Here is a 26,807-nt window from a genome sequence, read left to right as displayed (position 1 = left end):
CGCCGGTCCGGCACTGCACTACGTGAAGCGACGGGCCGTCAGCCCGCAGCCACCTCACATGTCCGGTGCGAAATCATCTGCCGAACCACCTCCCTTCTTGTGTGCTCCACACCCTAGGAAGCCGACGCACGCCGGACAACCGAATTTCCGGGAGGCAACGATTTCCGCGAATCGGGTGTGGGCTGGGTCACGTTCGAGTTGAATGTGCCGAGGTGCAGCACGTGCGGCCGCGTTCGTAAGGGGTGCCAGTGACTGCTTCATCTGGCTCATCAGCGTCGTCTCCCTCCTCTCCGTCCCACCCGCCGTCGTCCTCGGCCGCCCGCTCCGCGGCGCCGCCCGGTGCGGCGGACCGGGCCCCGGCCCAGGGATCCCCGGGTCCGGCGTCCGACCCGGCGGCGGACCACGACCGGCCACCGGACAACGACGACTCCGGTCTGCTCGCCGCCCTCCTGGACGGTATGGACGCCGCCCTGCTCGCCCTCGGGGCGGACGGCGCGGTCACCCACTGGAACCACGAGGCCGAACGCATCCTGGGCTGGACCGCCGCGGAGGCGGTCGGCCGTACGGGCCTGGCCGGCTGGGCGGTCCGCAAGGAGGACGCCGACGAGATCGAGGCGACGCTGCGGGCCGCGATGCGCGCCCCGGGCCGCCAGGTCCATGAGTTCGCCCTGCTGACCAAGGACGGCCACCGCGTCCTGGTCCGCACCCAGTCCTCCGCGGTCCGCGGGCCCGACGGCCGGGCCGCCGGTGTGTACTGCGCCTTCAGCGAGGCCCATGCCCAGATCGACCTGGAGCGGTCCATCGCGCTGAGCGAGGCGCTCTTCGACGACGCCTCGTGGGGCGTCATCCTGGTCGACGCCGATCTGCGCCCCGCCGCCGTCAACACCCACGCCGCCCGCACCCTGGGCGTGGGGCGGACGACCCTGCTGGGCCGCCCGCTGGCCGGCCTCCTGGCGCAGGGCGTGGAGGAACTGGAGAGCGCGCTCCAGCACGTCCTGGCCGAGGGCACCCCGCCGGCCGCCGCCGACCTGTGGGTGACGCTGCGCTCCGAGGAGGACGAGCAGCCGCGCCGGTGCTGGCGCAGCGGCTTCGTACGGCTGGCCTCCCCGCTGGCCGAGGAACCGGTCCCGCTGGGCGTCGCCTGGCTCTTCCAGGACGTGACGGACGCCAAACGGGCCGAACGCGAGAGCTCCCTGCTGCGCTTCCGCTTCCATCAGCTGCACCGCGCGGGCCGCGCCGCCGCCGAGTGCCCCGACCCGGCCGAGGCCGCCGCACTCCACCTCGACTTCGCCCTGGCGGGCTTCGCCGACCACGGCCTGATCGACCTCGCGACGGCGTCGGCACCGGCGGCGTACGGGGCGGTGGACGCCGATGCGGATACGTATACGGAGACCGCCACGGGCGGGGGCGCGGTCCCCGAGGCCGGGGCGGGCCGTCGTGGTGACGGGGCGGCCGGGCCCGGCGGCGGTGATGCGTGGCGGGGCGGCTCGCCACGGCTGGTGCGGGCGCTGGCCTCCCCGGCCGGTTCACCCGGCCCCACCGAGGCGCTGCCGGCCACCGGCATCCCGGTGGCGTACGGACCGGGCCATCCGGCGGCCCAGGCGTACGAACGCCGCGGATCGGTGCGCACCAGCGCGGGCGGCGCCGCCACCGAGGGCTGGGCGGCCGCCCGTAAATGGCCGGACGGCACGGTGCACGGTTTGTGCGTCGCACTGCGCAGCCGCGGCCGCACGCTCGGCGTCGCGACGTTCCTGCGGGTGCCCTCGCGCCGCCCCTTCGACCGCGCGGACGCCGCCTACGCCGAGGACGTCGCGGCCCGTATCGCGGCGGCCCTCGACCTGGCCGGGGCGGGGACGGAGAGCTGGACGCAGACGTGGACGGGCTGACGACGCGGCCGGGCGGAGCGCCGGGCGGGGGCGGGGCGGCGGTGTCCCGAGGCGGGCCGCCGGGCTGCTGCTTCCGGTAGGGGATCCGCCCGCCGCCGGCAGTGGATCGGGCTCGCCGCCTACTGCCGGTAGTAGATCCGGTCCGCGTACTCGGTCATCACCCGGCCGTTCCAGTCGTGCCCGCCGTCCACGTTCCCGGAGCGCAGCAGCGGCGGGACGATGCCCCGCTCGGCCAGCGCGCCCGCGGCCGTCGCCACCACGGCCTGCATGATCGCGCTGGTGACGACCGTCGAGGCGGGGGCGAAGGGCGCCTCGATGCCGGGCATCGTCAACTCCGCGTCGCCGACCGGGATCCGGCTGTCCAGAACGATGTCGCAGTGGTCCTTGAGGAACGTCCCGGAGGTGTGCCGGGACTTGGTCGCGTCCGCGTACGCCACCGATGTGACGCCGATGACCTTCAGGCCGAGCGCCCGCGCGTTCATCGCCATCTCGACGGGGAGCGAGTTGCGCCCGGAGAGCGAGATGATCACCAGCACATCGCCCGGCTCCAGCGGACTGGTGTCCAGGACGGCCCCGGCCAGCCCGTCCACCCGCTCCAGCGCGCTGCCGAGCGTCGCGGGCCGGACGTCGATGCCGACCACGCCGGGGACGGAGAGCAGATTCATGATCGCGAGGCCGCCCGCGCGGTAGACCGTGTCCTGGGCGGGCAGCGAGGAGTGCCCGGCGCCGAAGGCGAAGACCCGGCCGCCCGCCTCGAAGGTGTCGGCGATCAGCTGCCCGGCCGCGGTGATCCGGTCGCCCTCCCCGTCGCGGACCTGCCGCAGCAGGTCGATCGCGGCGTCGAAGTACTGCCCGGCCAACCGGTCGCTCTCAGCCATTGCCGCGGCCCCTCTCGTCGAAACTGGTCGAATCTCGTCGGATCTCATCGGATGTCGTCCGCCGTACCGTCGGGCCACCCGTGTCACGGCCACCGCGGTATCGCCAGATTCCGGCGGCCGGGCAGTCGTGGCGCGGATCACGTTGCGGTCTGGACCAGTGCCCTGTCAATACGAGTGCAGGGTCCGGCGCACGAGGAAGGAGACCCCGTTGTCAGTGGGATGCGTCAGAATTGAGTCCAGGGCCACCGCACGACATATCGAGGGGCACGCATGTCCGGACTGATCGACACCACGGAGATGTATCTCCGCACCATCCTCGAACTCGAAGAGGAAGGTGTGGTCCCCATGCGCGCCCGGATCGCGGAGCGGCTCGAACAGAGCGGCCCGACGGTCAGCCAGACAGTGGCGCGCATGGAGCGAGACGGCCTGCTGACGGTCGCGGGTGACCGGCATCTGGAGCTGACGGAAGAGGGCCGGCGGCTGGCGACGCGGGTGATGCGCAAGCACCGCCTCGCCGAATGCCTGCTCGTCGACGTCATCGGGCTGGAGTGGGAGCAGGTGCACGCCGAGGCGTGCCGCTGGGAGCACGTGATGAGCGAGGCGGTCGAGCGCCGCGTCCTGGAGCTGCTGCGGCACCCGACGGAGTCGCCGTACGGCAACCCCATCCCGGGGCTGGAGGAGCTGGGCGAGATGTCCGGGGCCGACCCGTTCCTGGACTCCGGCATGGTGAGCCTGACGGAGCTGGACGCCGGGACCGACGGCAAGACGGTCGTGGTGCGCCGGATCGGCGAGCCCATCCAGGCCGACGCCCAGCTGATGTACACGCTGCGGCGGGCCGGTGTGCAGCCGGGCGCGGTGGTGAGCGTCACGGAGTCGCCGGCCGGGGTGCTGGTCGGCAGCAGCGGCGAGGCCGCGGAGCTGGAGGCCGAGATCGCCTCCCACGTCTTCGTCGCCAAGCGCTGACCCCGTAGCGCCCGCCCCGTCCCCGCCCGCGCTCCGTATCTCCCGCTCACCCACCCTCCCCGTCCGCCCGCTCCTCCACCGCTTCCCATGAGCCCGCCGAACCGCGCCGACGCGCCGCTCGGCGGGCTCGTCCATACCGCCTGCCGGGTGTGCCGACTCCCGCTCCGGTGAACGGACTTGTGGGAATCCGTGCGGTACGGCCGGGTGCCATGTCAGGCTGGCGCCGACGCGGACAAGTCATGTCGGCACCCACGTGCCGCCGGAATTCCGGGGCCGGGCGGCTGAACTGGTACGGGGCAGGGGCACCCGCCGTCGGCTCCGCGGGTCGGGGAGGGGGCTCGGATGGATTCGCTGAGTCCGTCGGGTGTGCGGGTTTGGCCGAGCTTGTTGGATTCGCCGCACTGGGCTGCCGGGTCGGACCGGATGGCCCGGTCGGCTCGGCCGAGCCCGTCGGTTCCGGTGGGGCCGTGGCGTGGTGTACGGGGCGGGGCCCGAGGTGGTGCGGGACTGCCGGAGCCGCCGGGGCCGATTGGACTGCCGGGACCGTGGGGGCTGCTGAGTGGCCCGTGGTGGGGGCGGCCGCGGCGGGAGGGGCCGCCGAGTGGTGCGGGCTGCCGTGTGGCGGTGGACGATCGGGGCCCCGGCGCTGCGAGCAGCCGGGGCCCCGCCTCCCCATGTCCCCCCGTCGAGACCCGGAGCCCCGAGCTCCCAGGGTCTTCCCCTGCGGGCCCCCTTCCCGGTAGGGCCCGCCTCCCGGTAGCTGTCTCCCCTCGCGGGGTGCGGCCTATCCCTGAGCGAAGTCACTCGAACGAGCGGTGTTGGGTGTGCGGACAGTGCGTTCGAATAAAGGTTCGATACTGTGGGGTTGTGCACGGGATGATGGGGGGTGCCAGGGCAGATGGCGCGGCGCATCGATGTGACAGGAGCCGGCGGTGTCCGGCTCGCCGCCTGGGAGTTCACCGACCCGCCCAAGGCGGGCGGCGGTCCGGGGGAGGGCGCGCCCGGCCCGGGAGTGCTGCTGCTCCACGGTCTGATGGGCCGCGCGGTGCACTGGGCGGACACCGCCCGCTGGCTGAGCGCGCGACACCGCCCGGTCGGCCTGGACCAGCGCGGCCACGGCCGCAGCGAGAAGCCCGCCGACGGTCCGTACGACCGCGAGGCGTATGTCGATGACGCCATCGCCGCCATCGAGCAGCTCGGGCTGGCACCGGTCGCCCTCATCGGGCACTCCATGGGCGCCCTGACCGCCTGGCAGCTGGCGGCCCGCCGCCCGGACCTGGTCAGCGCGCTGGTCATCTGCGATATGCGGGCCGCGGCGCTGGGCGCTGCCTCGCAGCGCGAATGGGCCGAGTGGTTCCGCACCTGGCCGGTCCCGTTCGCCACCCTCGCGGACGTCCGCAAGTGGTTCGGTGCGGACGACCCGGTTCTGGAGCGGCCCAGACCGGCCCGCGGCGAGTTCTTCGCCGAGGTGATGGCCGAGCGCGCCGACGGCTGGCGCCCCGTCTTCTCCCGCCGCCAGATGCTCACCGCCCGCGAGACCTGGGTCCGCGACGCCCACTGGGACGAACTCGCCCAGGTCCGGTGCCCCGCCCTCGTCGTCCGCGGCCTCGACGGCGAACTGGGCCGCGCCGAAGCCCAGGAAATGGTCCGCGTACTGCCCCAGGGCTCCTACGCCGAACTCCCCGACGCCGGCCATCTGCTCCCCTGGGAGCACCCCGGCGAATGGCGCCGGGTGATCGAACCGTTCCTGCGGTCGGCCGTCCCGCCACACGGCGGCGGCGACGGAGGCGAGTCGGGGCCATGGCCGGGGCGTGAACCGGAGCCATGAGCCGGGGCGTGAGCCGGGTTCGTGAGTGGGGGCGTGAACCAGGGATGCAGGCCGGGGCCGGAGGCGGGGCGTTGGTCGGGGAGGCGGGGTCGGCCGGTGCGGTCCGGCAAGGCGGTCCGGCAAGGCGGTCCGGCAAGGCGGTCCGGTAAGGCCCCGCCAAGGCGCTCCGGCAAGCCTTCGCCAAGGATCGCGGTGCCGTAGTTGTCCCGCCGTCGGCGAAGGCCCGGCGTGGTGCGCAAGCGCGCGGATGCCGATGACATCGCCTCGGGCGTGTGCCCGGGTACGCGGACCGGAAGAGGGTGGACGGAGACCGTGCACGGCCGGTCAGCGCAAGGTGCGGGTGAAGTCGCCGCGCTGGACGCGGGCGGTCAGGGAGCCCTTGGCGTCCTCGGCGTCCTCGGTGAGCAGTGAGCCGTAGCCGGTGGCCGCCCAGAGGCTGGTGTCGGCGGGGACCTCGAAGTACGGGACCGGGCGGCCGTCCAGACGGTCGGTGAGCACCTCCGGTGCGCGGCGGGCCCGTACGGCGCGCAGGCACGTCTCGCAGGCGGCCACCCGGAGTTCCTCGCGGCGCCCGAGGGGGCGCCAGGGTATGCGGCGGACGGCGGGGCCGTGCAGGGGGTGGAAGAAGCACAGGGGGAGCGGGTCCGGCGCGGCGGAGAGGGCCGCGCGGCCCTCGGCGATCAGCGCGAACACACCGGCCAGATCCGGGATTCCGCGCGCCCGGTCCAGGACCGTACCGGCCGCGGCGTAGGCGTCGAGGGCGCGCTCGATGGCAGCTGGATCGCCCTGCGCGGCGCGCGCCTCCGTACCGAGCCGTACGACCTGTTCCCCCGCGCGGTCGCGGAGTTGGGCCTCGTCGGCCCGGCGGGCGGCGGCGAAGACGGAGCGCGGCAGCGCGAACGGTGTGGACAGATCGCGCATCCGTGAGCGCCGCCGCAGCAGCAGCCCGGCCGCCGCGAGCAGCAGCACCGGGCCGATGGCGAGGGTCAGGAGCCGGGCGAGCGGGGAGGACGACGCATCGGCCTTGGGCGCCGGGGCCCGGAGGCCGGCCGTGGCCTGCTCGTACACCTTGTCGCCGTTGCCCGCCTCGATGATGTCGATCGCGCGGGCGAGCCGCTTGGGCAGCCCCGCGCCCGCCATATCGCGCTGGTGGAAGACCGCGGCGGCGGCCTGCTGTGCATGGTGGGTGTCGGCGGGCCATTCGTGGGCGGCGATGGACGGGGAGAACTCCCCGAGCGTGATGACGATGGACGGGCCGCCGCCCATCCGGTCGTGGATCACCTCGGCGAGCTGCCGGGCGTCGCCGCCCCAGCTGTCGCCCTCGACCAGTGGCACCAGCGCGACACGGATCGGCAGGCCGGAGTGGTGGATCCGGTCGACGAGTTGCTGCCGTTGGCCGGGGTCGACGGCCGAGGAGAGGGAGGGATCGACGTAGACGGGTGAGGTGCGCAGCGCGTCGGCGATCCGCTGTCCCGGGCTCTGCGCGGCCACCCCGGGCGACGCGGCGCAGAACAGCAGGGCGACGGATGCCGCGAGGAGCGCGGCGGCGGTCCGGACGGGACGGCGCGCGCCACCGGACCACGACATACGCCGGCCCGGTTTCCCGCTCACCGAGGAGCGGCGCGCACCACCGGCGGGGAGCGACGGACGCGCGGGGCGGACGGGGCGCGGGCGGAGCACGCCGCGGCGCGCCACGGTGCGGTGTGCCGCGCCGGTCGCGGCCGGGTGGTCCACGGCGGCGGCCGGTAGCGCGGTCGGCGCGGCCCCCTGTGCGGTGGCGAGGGGCGCGGGGTGGCGGCGGGGGTCAGTGGACACCGAAGTACTCCCGGACGGTGCGGGTGAGTTGATCGATTCCGGCGCCGTCGGCCAGTGTGGCCAGCGGCCCGGGAAGGGTGGCGTACGGGACGTACGCGTCGTGCCTGGTACGTGGCGAAGAACCCAGCCGCAGCACCGGACCGGGGACCGCCCGGCATGCCTGGCACACGGGCAACGACCGTGCCCGGCCGCTTCCCGCGGTCCGTATCTGCCGGCGCCCGGAGGCCGCACCGTGCAGGGGGTTGCGATGGCAGATCTGCGCCGCGGCGTCGGGCCGCCGGATCGCGGTCCGTCCGGCACGGGCCAGCACGACCGCGCAGGCGAGGTCGGCGGGCGCGGTATCGGCGTCCATCCGGCCGTCGCTGTCGCCGTCGATCAGCAGCGCGGTGGCGTCCAGGCACTCCCAGGCCCGGCGCCGGGCCTCCGCGGAGAGCGCATCCGCCGGGTCCAGCGCGGCGGTGAGAGCGGCGATCTCCTCCCGGGCGGTGCGCCGCAGCCACGCCGGATCGGGCCGGTCCGGGGCCTCCGGCGTCGCGGCGTCGCCCCGCGCCCCGTCCGCCGCCGCGGACGACTGCCCGGGACGGAGGCGGAGACGGCGGGCGAGCGAGAGCGCCAGCGCCACCAGCGCGAAGACCAGGCCCCCGAGGAAGGCACCGATCAGCAGGCCGGGCCGGAAGTCCCCGGTGAAGAGGCCGGGCAGCGCCTTCTCCTGCACCGGGTCGGTCGCCGGCTCCGGGGGGTACGGCGTGGCCCCCGCCTTGGCGGGCGGGGACTTGGCGACGTAGCCGAGGAACGCGTCCAGCCGGGAGCCGAGCGCGAGGTCGGTGCCGCCGGTGTACGTCTCACGCGGACGTTCGATGAGGTACCCGCCGTTGACCGGGGCGCCGTGGTTGAAGGGGGCGATACTGCCGGTCGCCGGGTCGGCGATCACGATCAGGGCGTCGCGGTGGAGCCGGTCGTGCAGCGCCGCGGCCAGCAGCGCCGGGTTGCCGCCGGACTCGTCGCCCGACGAGGTGGGGACCGCGGCGATCAGCACCGGGACGCGCAGCGAGCCGAGCCGGGCGCGGAGGCGGGCGCGGTCCGCGGCGTCCAGCGCCGACGGGCTCTCGGGGTCGACATAGAGCGGGTCGCGGCGCAGTCCGTCGGCCACCCGGTCGACGCGGGCCCGCATATCGGCGGCCGTCGGGTACGAACCGTCGCCCGAGGTGGTGTCGGTGAAGAGCCGCGACGCGGTGAACGCGATCAGCCCGGACAGCGCGAGAGCGGCCACGGTCAGGGAGATCAGCAGGGCGCGGGGGAACGGGCCGGAAGCGAGGCCCGCCCGCCCCCGCCGCGCGGGCGCGGGCGCCGCGGACGGCGACCGGGGCGGTGACGCCGCCGGCTTCCGCAGGGACACGCCCGGGGCGGCGTCCGGACGGCCGCCGCCCGGCGCGGGGACGGGCGCCGAGAGGGCCCGGCGGACCCGGCGGCGCCGCCACACATGGACCGTCACGAGCAGGGCCGCGAGCGGGATTCCGGTGACCGCGAGACCGGTCACGAAGCTCTGGTTCTCGCGGTCGGTGCGGGTCATGTGCAGTCTCGCCGGCTCGTGCGACCGCGTCGCGCCGTCGTGCCCGGCATCGGCCGCGTCGAGACGCTGACGGGCCTTCCCCGACGTCAGCACGTCGACGAAGTGCCGGAACACCTCGCGGGCCGTGGCGTCGTACGGCAGCTCGTACAGCGTCGCCCGGCGCGCGTCGGTGGCTTCGGGCAGGCTCACGCCGTAGGTCTCCACGGCGGCCAGGCCCGATCGGTCCACCGCGACATACAGACCCGGGCGGCCCAGCCGGTCGTGGACGCCGGCGAGCAGCCCGGCCGGGCTGGCCGTGAGGGAGGAGCCGGGCAGGACGAGCACATACGTCGGAACGCCGACCCGCCGGGCCTGCTCGGCGAATTCGGGTGCGGTCGAGCGGGGAACCTCGCGGGGGAACTGATCGCTGATGTAGACCGGATTCTCCCGCAGCCGGTCGGCGAGATAGGCGGTCTGGGCCCGGTCGTCCGGCGGCGCGGGCGCGGCCTGTCCCGTACCCGCGGCGCACACCACCGTCAGCCAGCCCGCCAGCAGCACCATTCCGGCGCGCAGCACTGCCTTCACCCCGCACCACCCCCCGTTGTCCGTGTCGCTCCATGACGCTACCGCCCCCGCGCCCCGGCCGACGGAGCCTGTGGACAACGTCACGGCGACGCTCGTGCGGTGGCTCCCCGGCAGCGCGGAGGGTGTGGAAAAGGCGGGGCCGGGTCCGTCAGGACCCGGCCCCGCCCGCTTCCGTCGGATGTGTCAGCCCTTGCTGACCGCCTGCAGGATCTCCGGCAGCCGCCGCGCCACCCGGGGCGCGGCCACCCGCAGCCCCAGCTGGGCGATGAGCACTCCGTAAACCGCGCCGACCGGCAGCAGGATCCACAACAGGCCGTGCAGGTCCGCCAGATGCAGCCAGAGGGTCAGCGCCAGCATCGGCGAGCTCAGCAGGCTGCCGACCACGATGCCGCCGAAGAGGCTGAACCAGGCGATGGAGCCCTGCCCCGGAGCGACGTTCTTGTTGCCCTCCGAGGGGATCGAGTACGGGAAGAGCGCCGAGGCGAGCGCCCCGGTGGCCAGCAGCGCGCCCAGCAGGGCCAGCGAGAGCCCGTACACCTCCAGGAAGTCGGACCACGGGCCGATGAAGGCCGCCGTACCGGCCACGACCACCGTGACGAACGGGACCGCCACCAGCGCCAGCGTGAACGCGCGGGCCCGCAGCTCCAGATAGGCGTCCCGCGGTGTGGAGATCGTCGAGGCGACCATCCAGAACGCCGAGGTGTCCTGCCCGAACTGGTTGTACATCTGCATGCCGAGCAGCGCGGACGCCGAGAACGACGTGTAGATGGTGCCGTTGCCCTGGAGGGACGAGACGACCGGCACCATCAGGCCGACGCCGATCGCCATCGCCCAGGCCATCTTCGTCTTCGGGTCGCGCCAGGCGTAGCGCATCATGCGCAGCATGACCGGGCCGGTCCGCCCGCCGGGCAGCAGCCGCGCCAGTCCGCGGTCGCCCGGCTGGGAGCTGCGCCCGCTGTCCTTCCCCGCCGCCTGGAGGGTGGAGGAGTCGGGCGAGGTCATCACGGTCGTCAGCGTCCGTTGCCACCACCACAGCAGCAGCGCCAGCGCCAGCGCGGTCAGCGCGAGACCGGCCACGGCCCGCCCGTACGCGCCCTGGCCCGCGTCCTGTACGGCGCTGATCGCGGAGGCCGGCGGCACCCAGCGCAGCACCTCGCCCACCGGCTCCAGCGCGGACAGGCCGTCCGGGCGGCCCAGCTTCGTCGCGGCGATGTTGACGCCCTGGGCGCCGATCGCGATGAACAGACCGCCCAGTACGGCGAGATCACGGCCGCGGCGGCTGGTCAGCAGCCGCACCGACGCGGTGGCGACGGCGCGCGCCAGCGAGACACACACCAGCACCACCAGGATGGCGGCGAGTACGCCGACGACCGCGGCGACCGGACCGTCGGCGACCGCGATCACCGAGCCGGTCACCAGCGCCACGGTGAAGACCGGTCCGATGCCGATGAGCGACGCGGTCAGCAGCGAGACGATCAGCGAGCGCGGCCGCAGCGGCAGCATGACCAGCCGGGTCGGGTCGAGGGTCTCGTCGCCGGTGGGGAAGAACAGCGGCATCACCGCCCAGCCCAGCGTGACGATCCCGGTGAGCAGCACGGCCAGCGAGCCGATGTGCGCATTGCCGCGCAACGCGATCAGCCCGGCCATGGCACCGGCCGCGAAGAGCAGGCCGACGACGACCGACGCCACGTAGGCGAGGGTGCGCCCCGTCGACTGGCGCAGCCCGTTGCGCAGCAGGGACAGTTTCAGCCGTACGAAGACCGGGGTCAGCGACGGCGCGGCGGCCGGGGGCGCGGCCGGGGCGGCGGATCGGGTACTCATCGGGCGCCGCCGCCCAGCCAGTCCAGGTTCTGCCCGGCGCCGCGGCCCTGCGCGCCGACGAGTTCGAGGAACGCGTTCTGGAGCGAGGGCGCGTCGCCGCGCACCTGCGCGATCGGGCCGTCGGCACGGATCCGCCCGCCGGCCATCACCGCGACCCAGTCGCAGAGCGATTCGACCAGTTCCATCACATGGCTGGAGAAGATCACGGTCGCGCCGGAGCCGGTGTAGCGCTCCAGGACGCCGCGGATGGTCTGCGCCGACACCGGGTCGACGCCCTCGAAGGGCTCGTCGAGGAAGAGGATCTCGGGGTTGTGCAGCAGCGCGGCGGCCAGCCCGATCTTCTTGCGCATACCGGTGGAGTAGTCCACGACCAGCTTGTTCTGGGAGCCGGCCAGGTCCAGCACGTCCAGCAGCTGACCGGCCCGCTTGTCGACCTCGTCGCCGGGCAGCCCGCGCAACCGCCCCATGTAGCCCAGGAGTTCGCGGCCCGAGAGCCGTTCGAAGAGCCGCAGCCCCTCCGGCAGTACGCCGATCCGGGACTTGACGGCCACCGGGTCACGCCAGACGTCGTGCCCGCCGATCTCCACCACTCCGGCATCCGGCCGCAGCAGCCCCGTCACCATGGACAGCGTGGTGGTCTTGCCCGCGCCGTTGGGGCCGACCAGCCCGATGAAACGGCCCGCGGGCAGCGTCAGATCGATGCCGTTGACGGCGATCTGGTCGCCGAACTTCTTCCACAGCCCCTGGATGCGTACCGCGGGCGGACCGGCCGCGGCCCCGCCGCCGGCCGCCGTCGCGCCCCCCTGAACGGCGTCCCCCCTAGACGCTCCCTGCGGCTCACCCTGGGAAGTGGCCGCCCCGTTCTCCGGCGGTGCCGACTCGCTCCGCTGACCTATGTGCTCCGGCTCGTTTGCCACCGGTCCTGCCCTTCGACGTCCCCGCAGGGGCGGTCGTGCCCCCGTCAAGCGCCCACAATACGTGCAATGTCCTTACAAGGTGCCGGGTGGCGGGTACCCGTGACGGCGTGCGGCAGCGGGTCGGAGAGGGTGCGGACGCGGGCGGGTGGACGGCGGACGGCGGGCGGATCAGGCGCCGCGGGCAGCCGCCGCGTCCCGCCCGCAGGCGTAGGCGAGGGGGCTGATCAGATCGTCCGCGTCCGGCAGCCAGCGGTTGGTGGCGGTCGGGCGGCGCGCCCACTGCACCGAGCCGTACGGTCCCACCCGGGTCGGCGGCGCGGCGATGTACTCGCCCTCGCCGCGGCACACCAGGTCGAGGCCGGCCGGCGACCAGCCCAGACCCCGCAGCCGGTCCGGCACCTTGGCCGCCGCACCGGGCAGTACGAGGAAGAGCATCCGGCGGCCGGGGGTGCGGGTGACGGGGCCGAGCGGCAGGCCCAGCCGCTCCATCCGGGCCAGCGCCAGGCAGCCCGCGGTCTCCGGTACGTCGACCGCCTCGAACGTCCGGCCCGTCGGCAGCAGGATCGACGCGCCCGGCTGCTTGGTCCACATCCGGCGCACCGCGCTCGCGCTGCCGCTGGCCTGGCCCGTCCAGCCGGGCGCGGTGGGGTGTGCGCCGGGCGCGGTGCAACCGGCATCGGCGCACGAACAGCGGGGCGCTCCGCTGTCGTGCTCCAGCCATGCGCCGGGGAATACGTCCCAGTGCCGCTCTTCCGCGTAACGCACCGCAGCGTCGAGCAGTTGCTCGTCCCGCTGCCGTGGGAGCTGTGTGACTGCTGTGACTCCGATGGTCTCTTCCATGCAGGGGTCAACTTTGGCTGTCACCAAGGGTTACGGCCTGCCCGAAGCTGCCCCGGCGCATCGTTCTCGCACGTAGGGCGCATGGGTGCATCGGCGGGGGCGCGTATGCGGACGTGGTCCGGGGAGCGGGTAGCCACCTGCGTGACGGGCGGAGAGGCCGCCCGACGGCAGCCCCCGGTGCACCGGCAGTCCCGGGCACGGCGGCGCCGCGATCTGTACGTGGGCACCGCGCGCCATTCTCATCCCGCAGGTCAACTCCTGGGACCCGGATACGGGTCCGGATACGGGCCGGCTTCGCACGAGGATGCAAAGGGTACCGCCCAAACCGCTCGTTTTCCGTCTATCCCTTGCATCCCTTGCAAAGTGCGTATCGCTCGTATCACTCGTATTCAGGATGTCCCGGAAGTCTCGGGTATCCGGGATATCTGTGGGGAATTGATCGCAGGGAACGGCGTTCGACGGTGAACGCGCCGCAGTAACAGGGGGTACAAGCATGGCCGCCAGGCCACTCGTCGCGCGGCAGCCCAATGAGCGGCTGCAAGCGCTGATCCAGGAAGCCGCGTGCTCCAACGCCGGGCTCGCCCGCCGCGTCAACATGTGCGGCGCGGAGCACGGCCTCGACCTGCGGTACGACAAGACCTCCGTGGCCCGGTGGCTGCGCGGACAGCAGCCGCGCGGCCGCGCCCCGGCCGTCATCGCGGAGGCGCTGGGCCGCAAACTGGGCCGCACGGTCACCATCGACGAGATCGGGATGGCCGACGGCAAGAACCTCGCGTCCGGGGTGGGGCTCCAGTTCTCCCCGACCGTTCTCGGCGCGATCGAGCAGGTCTGCGAGCTGTGGCGCAGCGATGTCGGGCGCCGCGATTTCCTGAGCGGTTCGACGGTGGCGGCCTCGGCGCTGGTGGAGCCGAGCCGCGACTGGCTGATCACCGGCGCCGATTCGCAGGTCGCCCGGAACGCGGGGGCCCGGGTCGGCCTTTCGGACGTCGCGGCCGTCCGCGCCATGACCTCGGCGCTCGGCGAGCTGGACCACCGCTTCGGCGCCGGCCACGTCCGGCCGGTCGTCGTGCACTACCTCAACAGCGTCGTCTCGGGGCTGCTGGCGGGCTCGTACCGCGAATCCGTAGGCCGCGAACTGTTCGCGGCGGTGGCGCGGTTGACGGAGCTGGGCGGCTACATGGCCGTCGACACCGGTCAGCCCGGCCTCGCGCAGCGCTACTACATCCAGGCGCTGCGGCTGGCCCAAGCGGCCGGCGACCGCGGCTACGGCGGCTACGTACTGGCCGCGAGCATGAGCCATCTCGCCGCCTCGCTCGGCAATCCGCGGGAGATCGCCCAGCTCGCCCGCGCCGCACAGGAGGGCGCCCGCGGCCAGGTCACCCCGCGGGTGGAGGCGATGTTCTTCGCGGCGGAGGCGCGCGGACACGCGCTGCTGGGTGACGGCCGCGCCTTCCAGACGGTGGCCGGCCGGGCCGTCGCCGCGCTGGAGCGCGCCGAGGCGGCGTCCGAAGCGGGCGACGACCCGGCCTGGATCAGCCACTTCGACCAGGCGTACCTGGCCGATGAACTCGCCCACTGCCACCGGGACCTGGGACAGCCGGGTCCGGCCGGCCAGCGTGCGCAGGAGGCGCTCGACGGGCATCCGGAGGGCCGGGTGCGGCGCCGCGCCATCGATCTGGTGCTGCTGGCCGGGGCCCAGGCGCAGCAGCGCGAGATCGAGCAAGCCTGCTATACGGGCACGCAGGCGGTGGAACTGCTGAGCGGACTGCGCTCGGACCGCGGCGCGGAGTACGTGGAGGACCTCCAGCTGCGGCTCGAACCGTACCGGGACGAACCGGTGGTACGGGAATTCAGCGCCCGGATGGAGCTGAAGGCCGTCGCGGCGGCCTAGCGGACTTCTGTCGGTCTCCGCGGCGTCGCGGTGCCTGGCACGCCCTCGCCCGGCTGCTGCCGGGAGGTACCCCCACGCGGCGTTGCCGGGATGTCCCCATGGCTCCGCTGTGAAGGCATCCCGGCGACTTGCGATCGCACGCACCAGGCACCGCTCCTTCCGCCACGGAGATCCGTCAGAAGCCCCCAGCCGTTCCGCCCGAGGAATGCGGGCACAGGGGCGGCGAAGGGAAGCGGTCCGGAGAAGCCCGCGGGGCCGGCCGGGGACAGGACGGCGTGCCGGGGATATTCGGTGATGCCGGGGATATCGGTGGATGGCGGGGATGGCGGGGATGGTGGGGAGTTGGCCGTCCGCGGCGGGCGGACCGGAGGCCCGGGTCCGCCCGCCGCCCCTTGGGGAGGGCGGGGGTGGTGACCAGGCGACATGGTCGAACGCCGCTGCGAACCGGTAGCGTGAGCCGACGATTCCGTAGGTCTGCGCGATGGTAGGAGTCCCGGTGAGGCAGAGCGGACAGGGCCAGGACCCGCAGAATTCTGCGGCCGGCCCCGCACGAGAGGGCCGTGTGCTGCCCGCCCATGGCGAGCCGTGGGCGCCCGACCACCAGGCCGCTCCGCCACCCGGCCAGCCGTGGGGCCAGCCCTGGGGACCCGGTCAGCACTCCGGCGGTCAGCCCGGTGGCCAGACCGCCCAGCAGCCCGGCGGCCAGCAGCCAGGCGCTCAGCCGTACGGCCAGGCTCCGGCCCAGGGGCAGCCGCCCGTCCAGGGACAGCCTCCCCACCAGGGGCAGTTCTCCCCTCAGGGGGAGCCTTCCCACCAGATACCGGGGCAGGGACAGGGACAGGGGCAGGGACAGCCCTACGGCCAGGCCCCCATGCCGCAGCAGCCCTTCGCACCGCAGCAGTCCTTCTCCCCGCAGCCGCTCCCGCCGCAACAGCCGTTCCCGCCGCAGGGCGGGGCGTTCCCGCCGGCCCAGGGGCAGCCGCCGGTGCCGCCCATGCCGCCGCCGTCGATGGCGCAGCAGGCGCCCCCGCCCGCCGCGGACGCCGAGGCGACGGCCCTCCTGCCCCCCATCGCCGCGCACGACGGCCCCGGTGCCCCCGGCGCGCTGCCGCCCGAGGGCCAGTCGTACGGCGGGCAGCAGAACTTCGCCCAGCAGCAGAGCTACGGACATCAGCAGAACTTCGCCCAGCAGCACGGGCAGCAGACGTACGGTCAGCAGCTTCCCCAGCACCAGCCGCAGGCGTACGGGCAGCAGCCGCCGCAGGCCGCCTCCGGGCAGCTCGTACCGGCGACCCCGCAGCCCGGTGCGCCGCTGCCGCCCGCGGTGAGCGACGCGGAGGAGACCGCGCTGATACCGCCCATCGGCGCGCAGCCGGGCGGACCGGGCGCCGCGCCGCTGCCCGGGGCGCACGCGCGGCCCGAGACGCCCGGCGAGTCCACCACGATGCTGCGCCGCGTCAAACCGCAGCAGGGCCCGCCCCCGGGGCAGTCCCAGCCGCTCGCCGCGGGCGCGGTGGACGGTTCGGCGCCCACTCAGCTGATCCCCCCGATCGGCCCGGGTACGCCGCCCCCGCCGGGCGGGGGCCCGACCCCGCCGCCCGGCGCACCGTTCGGGAGCCGCCCCGGCGCGCCCGAGGAGCGGCCTACGCCCGCCGAGTTCGACGGGCTGTTCCGCAGCGGGCCGGGTACGCCGGGACCGGCCGCGACCCCGGATTCCACCGCGCAGCTGCCGCGTTTCGAGGAGCCGGGCCGGCCGCCGTTCGGCCGGCCGGGCCACGGGCAGCAGCCGGTCCCGCCGCAGGGCGGTGGCCATGAGCCGCAGGCGTCGTACGACGACGGCCACGACGGGCGGCGCCGCAAACCGGCGCCCGCCCTGGTCATCGGCATCGTCGTGGTCGCGCTGGCCGGGGTGGGGCTCGGCGTCGGCTGGGCGCTGAGCGGCGGCAGCGGCGACGACACCGCGAAGAAGCCGGACGCCGGTACGAGCGAGGAGAAGCCGGCGCAGAAGGCGAAGGACAAGCCGCCGGCGCAGTCCGCCGGCGATCCGGCCGAGGCGCAGGCCAAGGGCCTGGAGGCGTTGCTCGGCGACAGCAACAGCAGCCGCTCCGCCGTGGTCAACGCCGTCAAGAACATCAAGAGCTGCGACAACCTCGACGGTGCGGCCAAGGACCTGCGGTCCGCGGCCGGGCAGCGCAACGATCTGGTGAACCGGCTGAAGCAGCTGCCCGTCGACAAGATCCCGGGCAACGACCAGCTGACCGCGGCGCTGACCACGGCATGGCAGTCGTCCGCGGCGGCGGACGACCACTACGCGGCCTGGGCCGACCAGGTCGGCGGCGACAAGGGCTGCCACAAGGGCAAGGCCCGCGGCACCGAGCGCGCCGTCCAGGGCAACACCGCCAGCGGCGAGGCGACCAAGGCCAAGCAGCAGGCGGCGAAGATCTGGAACCCGATCGCCCAGAAGTACGGTCTGACGGAGCGCCGCCCCGAGCAGCTCTGAGCGGCGGCCGGGCGGTCGGCGAGGGGGCCGGACGGTTCCGGGCGGCGGGCGGATCCCCGGCCCGCGGCTCCCGGCCCCGGCCGCCCCGGTCATCCGCGGCCGGTCCCGTACCTCCTCAGCCGCCCGTGCGGCGTCGCTCCAGCGTCGTCGTGACGTTCACGAAGCCGTCCTGGGCGGCGACCACCCGGCCGTCCCGGACGGTCTGGTAGGTCACCATCGCGTTGACGATGCGCGGGAAGTCCCGTACCGCCAGCATGTCGGCGGCGCGCCAGCGCAGCTTCGGGGTCAGGCCGCCGGTGTCGATGGCCCGGCCGCCGCGGTCCAGCGCGGTCTGGAGGGCGTGCGAGGTGATGTCCTCGACGCCCTCGTCGTCGAGCTGCCGGACGAGGGCGTGCAGCGCGGTGTAGGCGATCCAGGTCGTCTGGACGCCCTGGTCGGCCGGGTCGATGCGGTTGTCGCCGAACGCGAAATCGGTGATGACCTTGCGCATCGGCTTCCAGCGGGCGTCGCTCGCGACCGGGTACCAGCCGGTGAGATAGGCGCCCTCCAGCGGCCCCGACCGGCCGCCCGTACGGTTCACCAGCGACTGGTCCACGCTGCCCTGGACGGAGGAGATCCGCACCTTGGCGCGGTCGTCCCGGAGCCGCCGGAAGGAGTCGAAGAAGGCGTCCGTGTGGTCGCCGAGCGAGGCGGTCACACAGCCGCCCGCCGCCGTCCCGCCCGCCGCCGCGCGTACGCCGTCCAGCGTGCGCGTCACCGCGTCCGCGTAGTCGGTGCCGTCCTCGGGCGCCCGGATGTCCTTCGCCGGGTCCCGGCCGCCGCTCTCCAGACCGGAGTTGAGCAGCTCGGGCATCCGGTCGCCCTGGAGGGTGTCCGGCCGCACCAGCGCGACGCGCTTGCAGGCGGCCGCCAGCTGCCGTCCGTTCCCGGCGAGCAACGACGCCTGGCCGCCGTTGACGGGGTAGGAGAGCGGGCTGGCGAACTCCTCGTCGGAGGCGCCGTAGCCGCCGATGAAGGGGATGCCCTTGGCTTCGAGCGGCGAGATGAACGAGCGGCCGAACTGGCTGTACGACCCGACGACGGCGACGGCCCCTTCGTCCACCGCGCGCTGCGCGCACCGGGCGGCGGCCACCGAGTCGTTGCGCTCGTTGCAGGTCAGGATGGTCAGCGGGTGCCCGGCGAGACCGCCCCGGGAGTTGACCCACCGGGCGTATGCCTGCGCCATGGCGGGCATTCCCGGCATATTGGTCGCCTTGGTGCCCTCCGGCGCCCAGGTCATCACCGTGACCGGCGACTTGTCCCCGGAGTCGCCCGAGGCCCAGGGGAGGGCGCCGCAGCCCGTCACCAGCGACGCGACGGCCGCCGCACACGCCACCGCCGAAGCGGTCGCGGGCGGGAAGGGGCGGGGGAAGGTACGGCGCCGTCCGGTCATGCTCAGGAAGATTCCGCGCCGCTCGAAACGGATGAGTGAAGACGGGTCAACGGAGAGTGACACGGTCGTGAACTCCGGGGGCCCGCCGCAGCCCATCGGCGGGGAACGTACGATCGAACACTGTGCAAGGTTCGGAGAAGTCTTCCCGTCGCGGGCGCCGCTCGACCACCATGGGCGGTATGCCACTCAAAGACATGCCGTGGTGGCGCTGGCGCAGCAATGTGCGCTCCGCGCTGCACATGCTCTCCGACCCCGCCTTCCAGCAGGAAGCCTGGCTGGCCGGTCTCCCCGGGTACGGAGACGTGACCGACGCGGTCTACCGCCTCGTCGAGGACACCTGGCTGGACAACTGGTCCGCCGACAAATACATCGGCACGGTCTTCCGGGACACCCAGGAAGCGGCCCTGGTCGACCTCGCCGTGCTGCGGGTGCTGCGCATCATGCACCAGGTGGGCGCGGATGCCCCGGTCGCCGCCTACGTCGGGCACCACGCCTGGCCGGAGGCCGTACGGGCGGCCCGGGAGGCGCATGTGCGGCTGGCGGTGGCGGACGGCGAGGACCCGGACGTGCCGCCGCATTCGCTGGAGGTCCTGGCCATCATGACGCGCAGGGCGGACTCCCCGGCCTGACCGGTCCCACAGGTGTGCGACCCTATGAGGTCATGAGCGAGTCGCAGTCCCCCCAGCCCGGTCGGCCCGACCAGTACGTCCTGACGCTGTCCTGCCCGGACAAGCAGGGGATCGTGCATGCGGTGTCCAGCTACCTCTTCATCACCGGCTGCAACATCGAGGACAGCCAGCAGTTCGGCGATCACGACACCGGCCTGTTCTTCATGCGGGTCCACTTCAGCGCGGACGCCGCGGCGAGCGTCGAGAACCTGCGGGCCGGCTTCGCCGCGGTGGGCGACTCCTTCCACATGGACTGGCAGATCCACCGGGCCGACGAGAAGATGCGCATCATCCTGATGGTGTCCAAGTTCGGGCACTGCCTCAACGATCTGCTCTTCCGCTCCCGGATCGGCGCGCTGCCGGTGGAGATCGCGGCCGTGGTCTCCAACCACACGGACTTCGCCGAGCTCGTCGGCTCGTACGGCATCCCGTTCCACCACGTACCGGTGCGCCGCGACACCAAGGCCGCGGCCGAGGCGGAGCTGCTGGAACTGGTCCGCAAGGAGAACGTCGAGCTGGTGGTGCTCGCCCGCTATATGCAGGTGCTGTCCGACGATCTCTGCAAGGCGCTGTCCGGCCGGATCATCAACATCCACCACTCCTTCCTCCCGAGCTTCAAGGGCGCCAAGCCGTACCACCAGGCGCACGCCCGCGGTGTGAAGCTCATCGGGGCCACCGCCCACTACGTGACGGCCGATCTCGACGAGGGCCCGATCATCGAGCAGGAGGTCGAGCGGGTCGGCCACGGCGTCACGCCGGACCAGCTCGTGGCGATCGGCCGCGATGTGGAGTGCCAGGCGCTGGCGCGCGCCGTGAAGTGGCACAGCGAGCGCCGGGTGCTGCTGAACGGCAGCCGCACGGTCGTCTTCGCGTAGCCCGTAGCCCGTAGCCCGTAGCCCGTAGCCCGCGCCCGTAGTCCGCAGCCCGTCCGGCTTCGCGCGGGCCGGCCCGGTCCGTCCTCCGACCGGCCCGGCCGTCCCGCCCGCAGGTGCCGGTCAGAGGCGGGACAGGGAGGCGGCCGCGAAGAGGACCTCGCGGATCGCCTCGCGTTCACCGTGCTGGCCCGCGGCGGCCTCGTCCGGTGCGACATGACCGGCGGCCAGCTGGCAGAACTCGGCGCTGTCCAGCGCGATATGCGCGACGGTGAGCTCCCGCGTGCCGAGGGCGGCCGGGGAGTCCAGGGCTATGAACCAGTCACCGCCGCCGTTGCCCTCGACCTCCAGATGGAGCGTACGGCCCGGGGTGCCCGCCTCGACCAGCCGCCGTGGCGGCGAGGCCAGCCCGGCCCGGCGCCGGTGGGCCAGCGCACGGGGCAGCAGCCGGGCGGCGAGATCGACCAGCCGGTGCAGATGCCCGGAGACCGGGGGTTCGTACGGATAGTCCACCGCGTCCGCGATGTCTCCGGCGTGTACCCAGCACTCGAAGGCGCGGTCCAGGAACGCGTCGCGCACGGGAAGGCCGAAATGGCCGTACGGTACGGCGGTTTCGGCCACCTGGGCGCCGCCGAACGACGCCGTCCTTATCAGCGTGTGACTCTGCTCGCGCCACGGGCCGTGGGCGGCCGACGGGCGGTGCTCGCCGTGCGCCGTCCGCCAGAACGCCTCGGTGCGGACGGTCGGCCCACGGTTGTCCGGCGGGACGGCGCCGAGCGGGTCGGCCAGCCCGAGCGAGGCGGCGACCATGCCGTCCACCGCCGTCAGATGCCCGATGACACCGGCCACGGTCGTCTCGCGCTCGACCGGCCGGTCGCCCTCGAACCAGCGCAGCCGCACCGGTGCGCGCCACTCGGCCTGGCCCATATCGCGGAGCAGCGCGTCGAGTTTGGCGGTCTCGGCGTCGTACGGAGTCGCCCACTCGGGCACCGGGATACGGGCCGGACGGCGGCCGAGGCAGCCCGCCAGGACGCGGGAGCGCAGCAGCGGATCGAGGTCCAGGCTGTCGGCGGGGTGCAGCAGGCCGACGGCGTCGCGCAGCCGCAGCGCCTCGTCCGCGCAGGAGGCGCAGTCGGTGAGATGCGCCTCGACGAGGGCCGTCTCCTCGGCGGAGCAGGCGGCCAGCGCCCAGGCGCCGAGCAGCGACTTGAGGACCCGGTGCGGCGGCGCGGCGGACCCGGCGGGCGTGCCCGGGACCGGGAACGGGAGGGGCGCCGGGGCGGGCTCGGGCGGGGATCCGGACGGCAGCGCGGGCGCGTGCCCGAAGCCGGTCCGGGTGGGGCCGCTCACCGGGCCGGGGGCGGGTGCGACGTCGGGCAGCGGGCCGTGGTCCTCGGCGGCGGAACGCGGTGCCGGTATCCGCGGCAGGCCGAAGGGCACGCCGGGCACAGCGTCACCCTGAGGTCCTTGCGGTCCCTGCGGCTCTTGCGGGTTCTGCGGTCCACGCGGGCCGTGCCGGTCGGGCCGCGGACCGGGGCGGCCCTCGTGGTCCTCCGGATCGTGCGGTTCCCCGGTGCCGTCGTAACCGCCGTACTCGTCCGGGCCGTTCACCACGGCCGTCCGTGGTCCGTGCCGGGCGGCGGGCTCATCCCCGGGCCCGCGTGCGGGGTGTGCGGCCGGGGGCCGAGGGGAGTGTGCGGCGGCTGGGACGCGGGGGACGGCGCGGACGGGGAGTGCGGGGGACGGGCGGAGCGGGATGCGACGGGCGGCGGGGACTGGTGGTTGTGGGCGGTGGACAGGAGTTGCAGGCCCAGGCGGAGCCGGCGGCGCGCCTCGTCCTCCGTGACGCCGAGGTCGGCGGCGGTCTGGCGGTAGTCCCGCCGCTGGAAATACGCGAGTTCCAGCGCGGCGCGCAGCGGTGCGGGCATGGACGTGACGATGTAGTCGGCGCGGGCGGCGGTGGACGCCTCGCGGATCTTCCGCTCCATCTCGGCGGGCGCCGGGGCGTCGGGACCGCTGTCGCGCGCCGAGTCGGCCTCGGTCTGCCGCAGCCGCTGGACGGCCTGGTGGCGGGTGAGGGCGGCGACCCAGGAGCGCAGCGAGCCCTGCTTGGGGTCGTAGGAGTCCGGGTGCTCCCAGATGTAGCCGAACACCTCGCGGGTGATGCGGTCGGCCGCGTCCTCGTCGTCCAGGACGCGGTGCGCCAGGCTGTGCACGAGCGAGGCGAAGCGGTCGTAGAGCTCGCCGAGCGCGGCCGCCTCGCCACGGGCCAGCCGCTGCTGCATCCGCCTGTCCCAGCGGGGTGGTGCGTCGTTTCCCATCGGACCCCCATCCATGCCCGTCGCCGCCGTGCTCACACATCTGCCGGTACCCGTGCCCGGATCTGTGCTCACGATCACACGGTCCGCCGTGTCATCGAATGTAGTGCGCGGGTCCGACAACGCATGCCCCTTCGCGCAAACGGTGCCCGCGGGAGTACGCGGGCGGTGACGAGGCGGCGGAGGTGCATCATTTCGTGGTGGTAATGCCCGATTGGGGCGGATCGAAGCGCAGCGAAGTGGATCGTTCGTGCCCGTATCGGGCGATGTGTTATCCGTGTGTGACCGGATCCGTGGGAATGGGGGCCTCTTCATGGGCATAGTTGGGTGGGAACGGCCTCTTGCGCTAAGGATTCGAAAGAGTTTCAGGGGAGCGAGGCCGGGCACTCGTGCCGGGGAAGGATGACTTCCCGGTACATCTGGGGAGCATCCAGCACGAAAGCGAGCGAAAGGCTTCGAGCGCGTGTCATTGAAGGTGGCGGAGGACGCACAGGGCGCATGGGCCGTACTCCAGGTCTCCGGTGAAATGGACCTGGTCACCTCGCCCGCGGTGCGCCAGCATGTGCACGACGCGGTGGCGGACGGCCGGCGCAGCATCGTGCTCGATCTCTCCGAGGTGCTGTTCTGCGATTCGAGCGGCGTCGGAGTGCTGATCGCCGCGCGCCGGTTGATGCGCTCCTGCCAGGGGCGGCTGCGGCTGATCCTCCCCGCGCAGGGGGCCGTCGACGGTTCGCACGTCAACCGTGTGCTGGCGGCGCTCGGCGTCCGCCGGCTCTTCGAGGTCTACCCCGACCTGCACACGGCCGTCGACGAGGGGGCCGCACCGCTGACGGCCTGACGCGGTCGCGGCCCGCGCCGTTGACGGCCCGGCCCGTTCATGGCCCGTACCGCCGGCGGCCCGACCCGTTCACCGCCCGGCCGTTGTCGGTCGCTCTCGTTCTCCGGGCGTCCCGTTCCGGGTCCGATCCGGTCGGGTCCGGCCCCGGGGACCCCGGCCGCCCGCCGCTGATTCACTCCGGCGCGTGAGATTCCGCCGCCCCGTTCGCCCGGCCCCGTACGGGAATTCCGCCCGTACGAGGAAGCCGCCGCCGGGCGTATGACGCGCTGCCCGCGTTCCGCGCGGGCTCCGAATACGTTCGCGCGGCCCCACCGGACGAGGGCCGCCGCGTGGTGCACGCGACGGCCGTTGGGGGTCCGCTCCGACAGCCCCAGGGGGTCGTCCCGGAGGTCCGTCAGAAGCCCCCTAGCGTGTGGCGCCGCGGCGGAAGACCGCCCGCGCCCACAGGTAGCCGACCAGGGTGAGGCCGGCGCACCAGGCGACGGCGATGAGCGCGCTGTCGCCGATCGCGGTGCCCGTCAGCAGGCCCCGCAGGGTCTCGATGACCGGGGTGAAGGGCTGGTACTCGGCGAACCAGCGGAGCCCGGTCGGCATGGACTCCGGGGGGACGATGGCGCTGCCGAGGAAGGGGAGGAACGTCAGCGGCATGGGGATGTTGCTGGCGGTCTCGGGGGTCTTGGCCACCAGGCCGATCGCGGCCGACAGCCAGGTGAGGGCCAGGGTCAGCAGGGCGAGGAGGCCGATGGCCGCGAGCCACTCGACGGGCGTGGCGTCGGGCCGGAAGCCCATGAGGAGCGCGACGCCGATGACGAACGCGATGCTGACCATCGTCTGTATCACGCCGCCGACGACATGCCCGGTCAGGAAGGAGGCGCGGGAGATCGCCATGGTGCGGAACCGGTTGACGATGCCTTCGGTCTTGTCGACGCAGACGCCGACCGCGATGGACACGGCCCCCGAGGTCGCGGCCATCAGGATGATGCCGGGGGCGACGTAGTCGATATAGCCCGCACCGCCCTTGGCCGCCCCGCCGATACCGGTCCCCAGGGCGCCGCCGAAGACGTAGTTGAACAGCAGCAGCATCAGGACGGGCATCGCGACGACCGAGACCGTCATCGAGGGGTAGCGCAGCGCGTGCTTCAGATTGCGCCGCAGCATCGTCGCCGAATCGCTGACGGCGTAGGACAGGGTGGTCATCGCGCGTTCTCCTTCGACGAGTTCGACGAGTTCGATGTGCTGGGTGAACCGGCCGGGTGGCCGGGCCGGGGCTGCCCGGTCAGGGTGAGGAAGACGTCGTCGAGATCGGGGGTGTGCACGGTGAGCGACTCGGCCCGGACCGACGCGGCGTCGAGGGCGTCGAGGACGGCGCGCAGGGCGGGGATGCTGCCGTCGCCGGGGAGGTGCAGGGCGAGCGCCTCACTGTCGCGGGTGCCGGCGCCGAAGAGCGCGGCGGCCGCCGCGAGCCCGTCCGCGTCGGCGAACTGGAGGCGGACGTGGCTGCCGGGGATACGCCGCTTCAGCTCTTCCGCGGTGCCTTCGGCGACCAGCTTCCCGTGGTCCAGGACGGCGATGCGGTCGGCGAGCTGGTCGGCCTCCTCCAGGTACTGGGTCGTCAGGAAGATCGTGACGCCGTCGTCGGTGACCAGGCCGCGGATGATCTCCCACATGGTGCGGCGGCTGCGCGGATCGAGACCGGTGGTCGGCTCGTCGAGGAAGATGACGCGCGGATCGCCGACCAGGGTCATCGCGAGGTCGAGCTTGCGCCGCATCCCGCCGGAGAAGGTGACGACGGGCTTGGCCGCCACCTCGGTCAGCTCGAAGCGGCGCAGCAGGTCGGTGGCGCGCCGCCGGCCTTCGCGGCGGTCCAGATGGTGCAGGTCCGCCATGAGGAGCAGGTTCTCCCTGGCGGTGAGCAGGTTGTCCACCGCCGAGAACTGGCCGGTGACGCCGATCGCGGCGCGGACGGCATCGGCGTCCCGGGTGACGTCGTGGCCCGCGACGCGCGCCTCGCCGGCGGTCGCGGGGATGAGCGTGGAGAGGATCTGCACGGTGGTGGTCTTGCCCGCGCCGTTGGGCCCGAGCAGGGCGAAGACGGTGCCCTCGGGGATGCGCAGGTCGATGCCGTCGAGGACCACCTTGTCGCCGTAGGACTTGGCCAGCCCGGTGGCGGTGATCGCCGGGGGACGGGTGGCCGTGGCGGCTGCGGTCGGTGTGGTCGGGCCGGTCGTGACGGTCATGGCGGTCGTGTCTCTTCCCTGTCTCTGCGGTGGTGTGGCCGGTCAGGAGCGGTGGATCACGATGTCGCCGAGCCCGGTGCGGGCGCGTACCTCGACGGTCTCGTCGGACCTTTCGGGGCCCTCGGACGGGTCGAGGGTGTTGCGCACACCGCCGAGGCGGGTGTGTACGTCGAGCCAGGCGGCGCTGGACTCCCGGATGCCGACCTCCAGATCACCGACGGCGGTCTGCAGCACGATCTGGCCGCGCGCCACTTCGCCGATCCGGATGCCGCCGTTGGCGGCCTTGGCGTCGACCCCGGCGTGCGCGACGCCGACGGAGATCCGGCCGTTGGCGGCGTTCACCCGCAGCTCGCCGGTGACCTCGCCGAGCGTGGTCTCGCCGTTGCTGTTCTTGACCGTCGCCGCACCCGCGAACAGACCCGCGTCGATCCGGCCCGATCCGGTGATCTCGGCGTCCCCCGCCGCGTGGTCCAGGCGGATGTCGCCGTGATCGGTCTTCAGATACACGGCCGCCGCCGCGTCGACTTGGATGTCACCGACCGAGGTCTTGAGCCGGCAGCTCCCGAGGCGGCCCGCGCAGATGAAGTCCCCGATGGGCGAGGTGCCCTGGACGTCCGAGCCGGCCGGCAGCTCGATGCGCACGTCCAGCGATCCGTTCCGGCCGAACGGGGAGCGCTTCTTGGGCCCCTTGACCACCAAGGTGCCGTCCGAGCAGGTGACTTTGGTCTGCTGCGCGGCCCGCACGTCGGCGTCCGCGGTGTCGTCGGTCGGCAGGACCTCGACGACCGTGTCCGTGCGGCTGCCCGCGGTGATGCGGGCGGTCCCGATCTCGAATTCGAGGGTGACGGAGATCGGTTCGGGGGTGTCGAAAGCAGGCATGGCTGTCCCGTCCTCATGGCTGTGGTGTGTGTTCCCGCCGGTCGGGCGGGTGAAGGAGCGAAGGGAGTGAAGGGGGCGATGGGGGTGAAG

The 26,807-nt window shown here is 73.7% G+C and carries 20 protein-coding genes; 8 read left to right on the top strand and 12 right to left on the bottom strand.

What is annotated here, in order from left to right; all coding sequences use genetic code 11:
• Window positions 1-458: 458 nt before the first annotated feature.
• A complete protein-coding gene (locus IH09_RS30685; RefSeq protein WP_052860792.1) occupies window positions 459-1,886 on the top strand; it encodes a PAS domain-containing protein in 1,428 nt (475 codons plus the stop codon).
• A 119-nt stretch (window positions 1,887-2,005) separates the two neighbouring features.
• Here the strand turns inward: IH09_RS30685 and IH09_RS30680 are convergent, their stop codons facing one another.
• Window positions 2,006-2,764 (bottom strand): SIS domain-containing protein, encoded by a 759-nt coding sequence (locus tag IH09_RS30680; RefSeq protein ID WP_052860791.1) that lies wholly within the window; start codon window positions 2,762-2,764, stop codon window positions 2,006-2,008.
• 270 nt (window positions 2,765-3,034) lie between these two features.
• On the opposite strand from IH09_RS30680, the gene IH09_RS30675 reads away from it, so the two are divergent.
• The gene (locus IH09_RS30675; RefSeq protein ID WP_052860790.1) at window positions 3,035-3,727 is read left to right on the top strand and encodes a metal-dependent transcriptional regulator; all 693 of its coding nucleotides are present in this window, start codon (window positions 3,035-3,037) and stop codon (window positions 3,725-3,727) included.
• 898 nt (window positions 3,728-4,625) lie between these two features.
• On the top strand, window positions 4,626-5,555 hold the full coding sequence (locus IH09_RS30670; RefSeq protein ID WP_110952684.1) for an alpha/beta fold hydrolase: 930 nt from the start codon (window positions 4,626-4,628) through the stop codon (window positions 5,553-5,555).
• A gap of 324 nt (window positions 5,556-5,879) precedes the next feature.
• Here IH09_RS30670 and IH09_RS30665 read toward each other — a convergent pair whose 3' ends face one another.
• The 5 genes from IH09_RS30665 to IH09_RS30645 form a co-directional block, all read right to left on the bottom strand.
• Window positions 5,880-7,142 carry a hypothetical protein gene (locus IH09_RS30665; protein ID WP_052860797.1) on the bottom strand — a complete coding sequence of 421 codons (1,263 nt, stop codon included), beginning with the start codon at window positions 7,140-7,142 and terminating at the stop codon, window positions 5,880-5,882.
• Between the two features lie 217 nt (window positions 7,143-7,359).
• The gene (locus IH09_RS30660; protein ID WP_052860789.1) at window positions 7,360-9,504 is read right to left on the bottom strand and encodes a hypothetical protein; all 2,145 of its coding nucleotides are present in this window, start codon (window positions 9,502-9,504) and stop codon (window positions 7,360-7,362) included.
• A gap of 183 nt (window positions 9,505-9,687) precedes the next feature.
• Window positions 9,688-11,325, bottom strand: coding sequence for a hypothetical protein (locus IH09_RS30655; RefSeq protein ID WP_052860788.1), 1,638 nt, complete (start codon window positions 11,323-11,325; stop codon window positions 9,688-9,690).
• Window positions 11,322-12,242 carry an ABC transporter ATP-binding protein gene (locus IH09_RS30650; RefSeq protein WP_052860787.1) on the bottom strand — a complete coding sequence of 307 codons (921 nt, stop codon included), beginning with the start codon at window positions 12,240-12,242 and terminating at the stop codon, window positions 11,322-11,324. The genes IH09_RS30655 and IH09_RS30650 overlap by 4 nt, the downstream gene beginning before the upstream one ends.
• Before the next feature lie 168 nt (window positions 12,243-12,410).
• The gene (locus tag IH09_RS30645) at window positions 12,411-13,082 is read right to left on the bottom strand and encodes a bifunctional DNA primase/polymerase (RefSeq protein ID WP_052860786.1); all 672 of its coding nucleotides are present in this window, start codon (window positions 13,080-13,082) and stop codon (window positions 12,411-12,413) included.
• 493 nt (window positions 13,083-13,575) lie between these two features.
• Here IH09_RS30645 and IH09_RS30640 point away from each other — a divergent pair, with 493 nt between their 5' ends.
• Window positions 13,576-14,973 carry a hypothetical protein gene (locus tag IH09_RS30640; protein WP_052860785.1) on the top strand — a complete coding sequence of 466 codons (1,398 nt, stop codon included), beginning with the start codon at window positions 13,576-13,578 and terminating at the stop codon, window positions 14,971-14,973.
• A 496-nt stretch (window positions 14,974-15,469) separates the two neighbouring features.
• A complete protein-coding gene (locus IH09_RS30635) occupies window positions 15,470-17,473 on the top strand; it encodes a hypothetical protein (RefSeq protein WP_318279599.1) in 2,004 nt (667 codons plus the stop codon).
• Window positions 17,474-17,588: 115 nt separating this feature from the next.
• Here IH09_RS30635 and IH09_RS30630 read toward each other — a convergent pair whose 3' ends face one another.
• Window positions 17,589-18,905 (bottom strand): ABC transporter substrate-binding protein, encoded by a 1,317-nt coding sequence (locus IH09_RS30630; RefSeq protein WP_052860783.1) that lies wholly within the window; start codon window positions 18,903-18,905, stop codon window positions 17,589-17,591.
• A gap of 170 nt (window positions 18,906-19,075) precedes the next feature.
• On the opposite strand from IH09_RS30630, the gene IH09_RS30625 reads away from it, so the two are divergent.
• Both IH09_RS30625 and purU read left to right on the top strand, forming a co-directional pair.
• A complete protein-coding gene (locus tag IH09_RS30625; protein ID WP_052860782.1) occupies window positions 19,076-19,534 on the top strand; it encodes an SCO4402 family protein in 459 nt (152 codons plus the stop codon).
• A gap of 32 nt (window positions 19,535-19,566) precedes the next feature.
• Window positions 19,567-20,448, top strand: a complete 882-nt coding sequence (gene purU / locus IH09_RS30620) for a formyltetrahydrofolate deformylase (RefSeq protein ID WP_052860781.1) — start codon at window positions 19,567-19,569, stop codon at window positions 20,446-20,448.
• A 120-nt stretch (window positions 20,449-20,568) separates the two neighbouring features.
• On the opposite strand, the gene IH09_RS30615 is transcribed toward purU, so the two are convergent.
• A complete protein-coding gene (locus IH09_RS30615) occupies window positions 20,569-21,894 on the bottom strand; it encodes a zf-HC2 domain-containing protein (RefSeq protein WP_052860796.1) in 1,326 nt (441 codons plus the stop codon).
• Window positions 21,895-22,052: 158 nt separating this feature from the next.
• Window positions 22,053-22,766 carry a sigma-70 family RNA polymerase sigma factor gene (locus IH09_RS30610; RefSeq protein WP_052860780.1) on the bottom strand — a complete coding sequence of 238 codons (714 nt, stop codon included), beginning with the start codon at window positions 22,764-22,766 and terminating at the stop codon, window positions 22,053-22,055.
• Between the two features lie 460 nt (window positions 22,767-23,226).
• Here IH09_RS30610 and IH09_RS30605 point away from each other — a divergent pair, with 460 nt between their 5' ends.
• Window positions 23,227-23,601 carry an STAS domain-containing protein gene (locus IH09_RS30605; RefSeq protein ID WP_052860779.1) on the top strand — a complete coding sequence of 125 codons (375 nt, stop codon included), beginning with the start codon at window positions 23,227-23,229 and terminating at the stop codon, window positions 23,599-23,601.
• 405 nt (window positions 23,602-24,006) lie between these two features.
• On the opposite strand, the gene IH09_RS30600 is transcribed toward IH09_RS30605, so the two are convergent.
• Genes IH09_RS30600 through IH09_RS30590 form a run of 3 tightly spaced genes read right to left on the bottom strand, consistent with a single transcriptional unit; the run spans window position 24,007 to window position 26,717 of the window.
• The gene (locus IH09_RS30600) at window positions 24,007-24,798 is read right to left on the bottom strand and encodes an ABC transporter permease (protein ID WP_052860778.1); all 792 of its coding nucleotides are present in this window, start codon (window positions 24,796-24,798) and stop codon (window positions 24,007-24,009) included.
• Window positions 24,795-25,838 carry an ATP-binding cassette domain-containing protein gene (locus tag IH09_RS30595; protein WP_052860777.1) on the bottom strand — a complete coding sequence of 348 codons (1,044 nt, stop codon included), beginning with the start codon at window positions 25,836-25,838 and terminating at the stop codon, window positions 24,795-24,797. The genes IH09_RS30600 and IH09_RS30595 overlap by 4 nt, the downstream gene beginning before the upstream one ends.
• A gap of 42 nt (window positions 25,839-25,880) precedes the next feature.
• Window positions 25,881-26,717 carry a DUF4097 family beta strand repeat-containing protein gene (locus tag IH09_RS30590; protein ID WP_052860776.1) on the bottom strand — a complete coding sequence of 279 codons (837 nt, stop codon included), beginning with the start codon at window positions 26,715-26,717 and terminating at the stop codon, window positions 25,881-25,883.
• Window positions 26,718-26,807 lie beyond the last annotated feature (90 nt).

It is taken from the genome of Streptomyces celluloflavus, assembly GCA_000720995.1.
GTDB classification, from domain to species: Bacteria; Actinomycetota; Actinomycetes; order Streptomycetales; family Streptomycetaceae; genus Streptomyces; species Streptomyces celluloflavus.
Note: the sequence above shows the minus strand (reverse complement) of the source record. Positions and strands in the feature narration are given on the sequence as shown.

Bases quoted from the DNA above. Each gene is read 5' to 3' on its own strand.
- IH09_RS30685 (WP_052860792.1), top strand. From the start codon at position 459: ATGGACGCCGCCCTGCTCGCCCTCGGGGCGGACGGCGCGGTCACCCAC.
- IH09_RS30680 (WP_052860791.1), bottom strand. From the start codon at position 2,764: ATGGCTGAGAGCGACCGGTTGGCCGGGCAGTACTTCGACGCCGCGATC.
- IH09_RS30675 (WP_052860790.1), top strand. From the start codon at position 3,035: ATGTCCGGACTGATCGACACCACGGAGATGTATCTCCGCACCATCCTC.
- IH09_RS30670 (WP_110952684.1), top strand. From the start codon at position 4,626: ATGGCGCGGCGCATCGATGTGACAGGAGCCGGCGGTGTCCGGCTCGCC.
- IH09_RS30665 (WP_052860797.1), bottom strand. From the start codon at position 7,142: ATGTCGTGGTCCGGTGGCGCGCGCCGTCCCGTCCGGACCGCCGCCGCG.
- IH09_RS30655 (WP_052860788.1), bottom strand. From the start codon at position 11,325: ATGAGTACCCGATCCGCCGCCCCGGCCGCGCCCCCGGCCGCCGCGCCG.
- IH09_RS30645 (WP_052860786.1), bottom strand. From the start codon at position 13,082: ATGGAAGAGACCATCGGAGTCACAGCAGTCACACAGCTCCCACGGCAG.
- IH09_RS30640 (WP_052860785.1), top strand. From the start codon at position 13,576: ATGGCCGCCAGGCCACTCGTCGCGCGGCAGCCCAATGAGCGGCTGCAA.
- IH09_RS30630 (WP_052860783.1), bottom strand. From the start codon at position 18,905: ATGACCGGACGGCGCCGTACCTTCCCCCGCCCCTTCCCGCCCGCGACC.
- IH09_RS30625 (WP_052860782.1), top strand. From the start codon at position 19,076: ATGGGCGGTATGCCACTCAAAGACATGCCGTGGTGGCGCTGGCGCAGC.
- purU (WP_052860781.1), top strand. From the start codon at position 19,567: ATGAGCGAGTCGCAGTCCCCCCAGCCCGGTCGGCCCGACCAGTACGTC.
- IH09_RS30610 (WP_052860780.1), bottom strand. From the start codon at position 22,766: ATGGGAAACGACGCACCACCCCGCTGGGACAGGCGGATGCAGCAGCGG.
- IH09_RS30600 (WP_052860778.1), bottom strand. From the start codon at position 24,798: ATGACCACCCTGTCCTACGCCGTCAGCGATTCGGCGACGATGCTGCGG.
- IH09_RS30595 (WP_052860777.1), bottom strand. From the start codon at position 25,838: ATGACCGTCACGACCGGCCCGACCACACCGACCGCAGCCGCCACGGCC.
- IH09_RS30590 (WP_052860776.1), bottom strand. From the start codon at position 26,717: ATGCCTGCTTTCGACACCCCCGAACCGATCTCCGTCACCCTCGAATTC.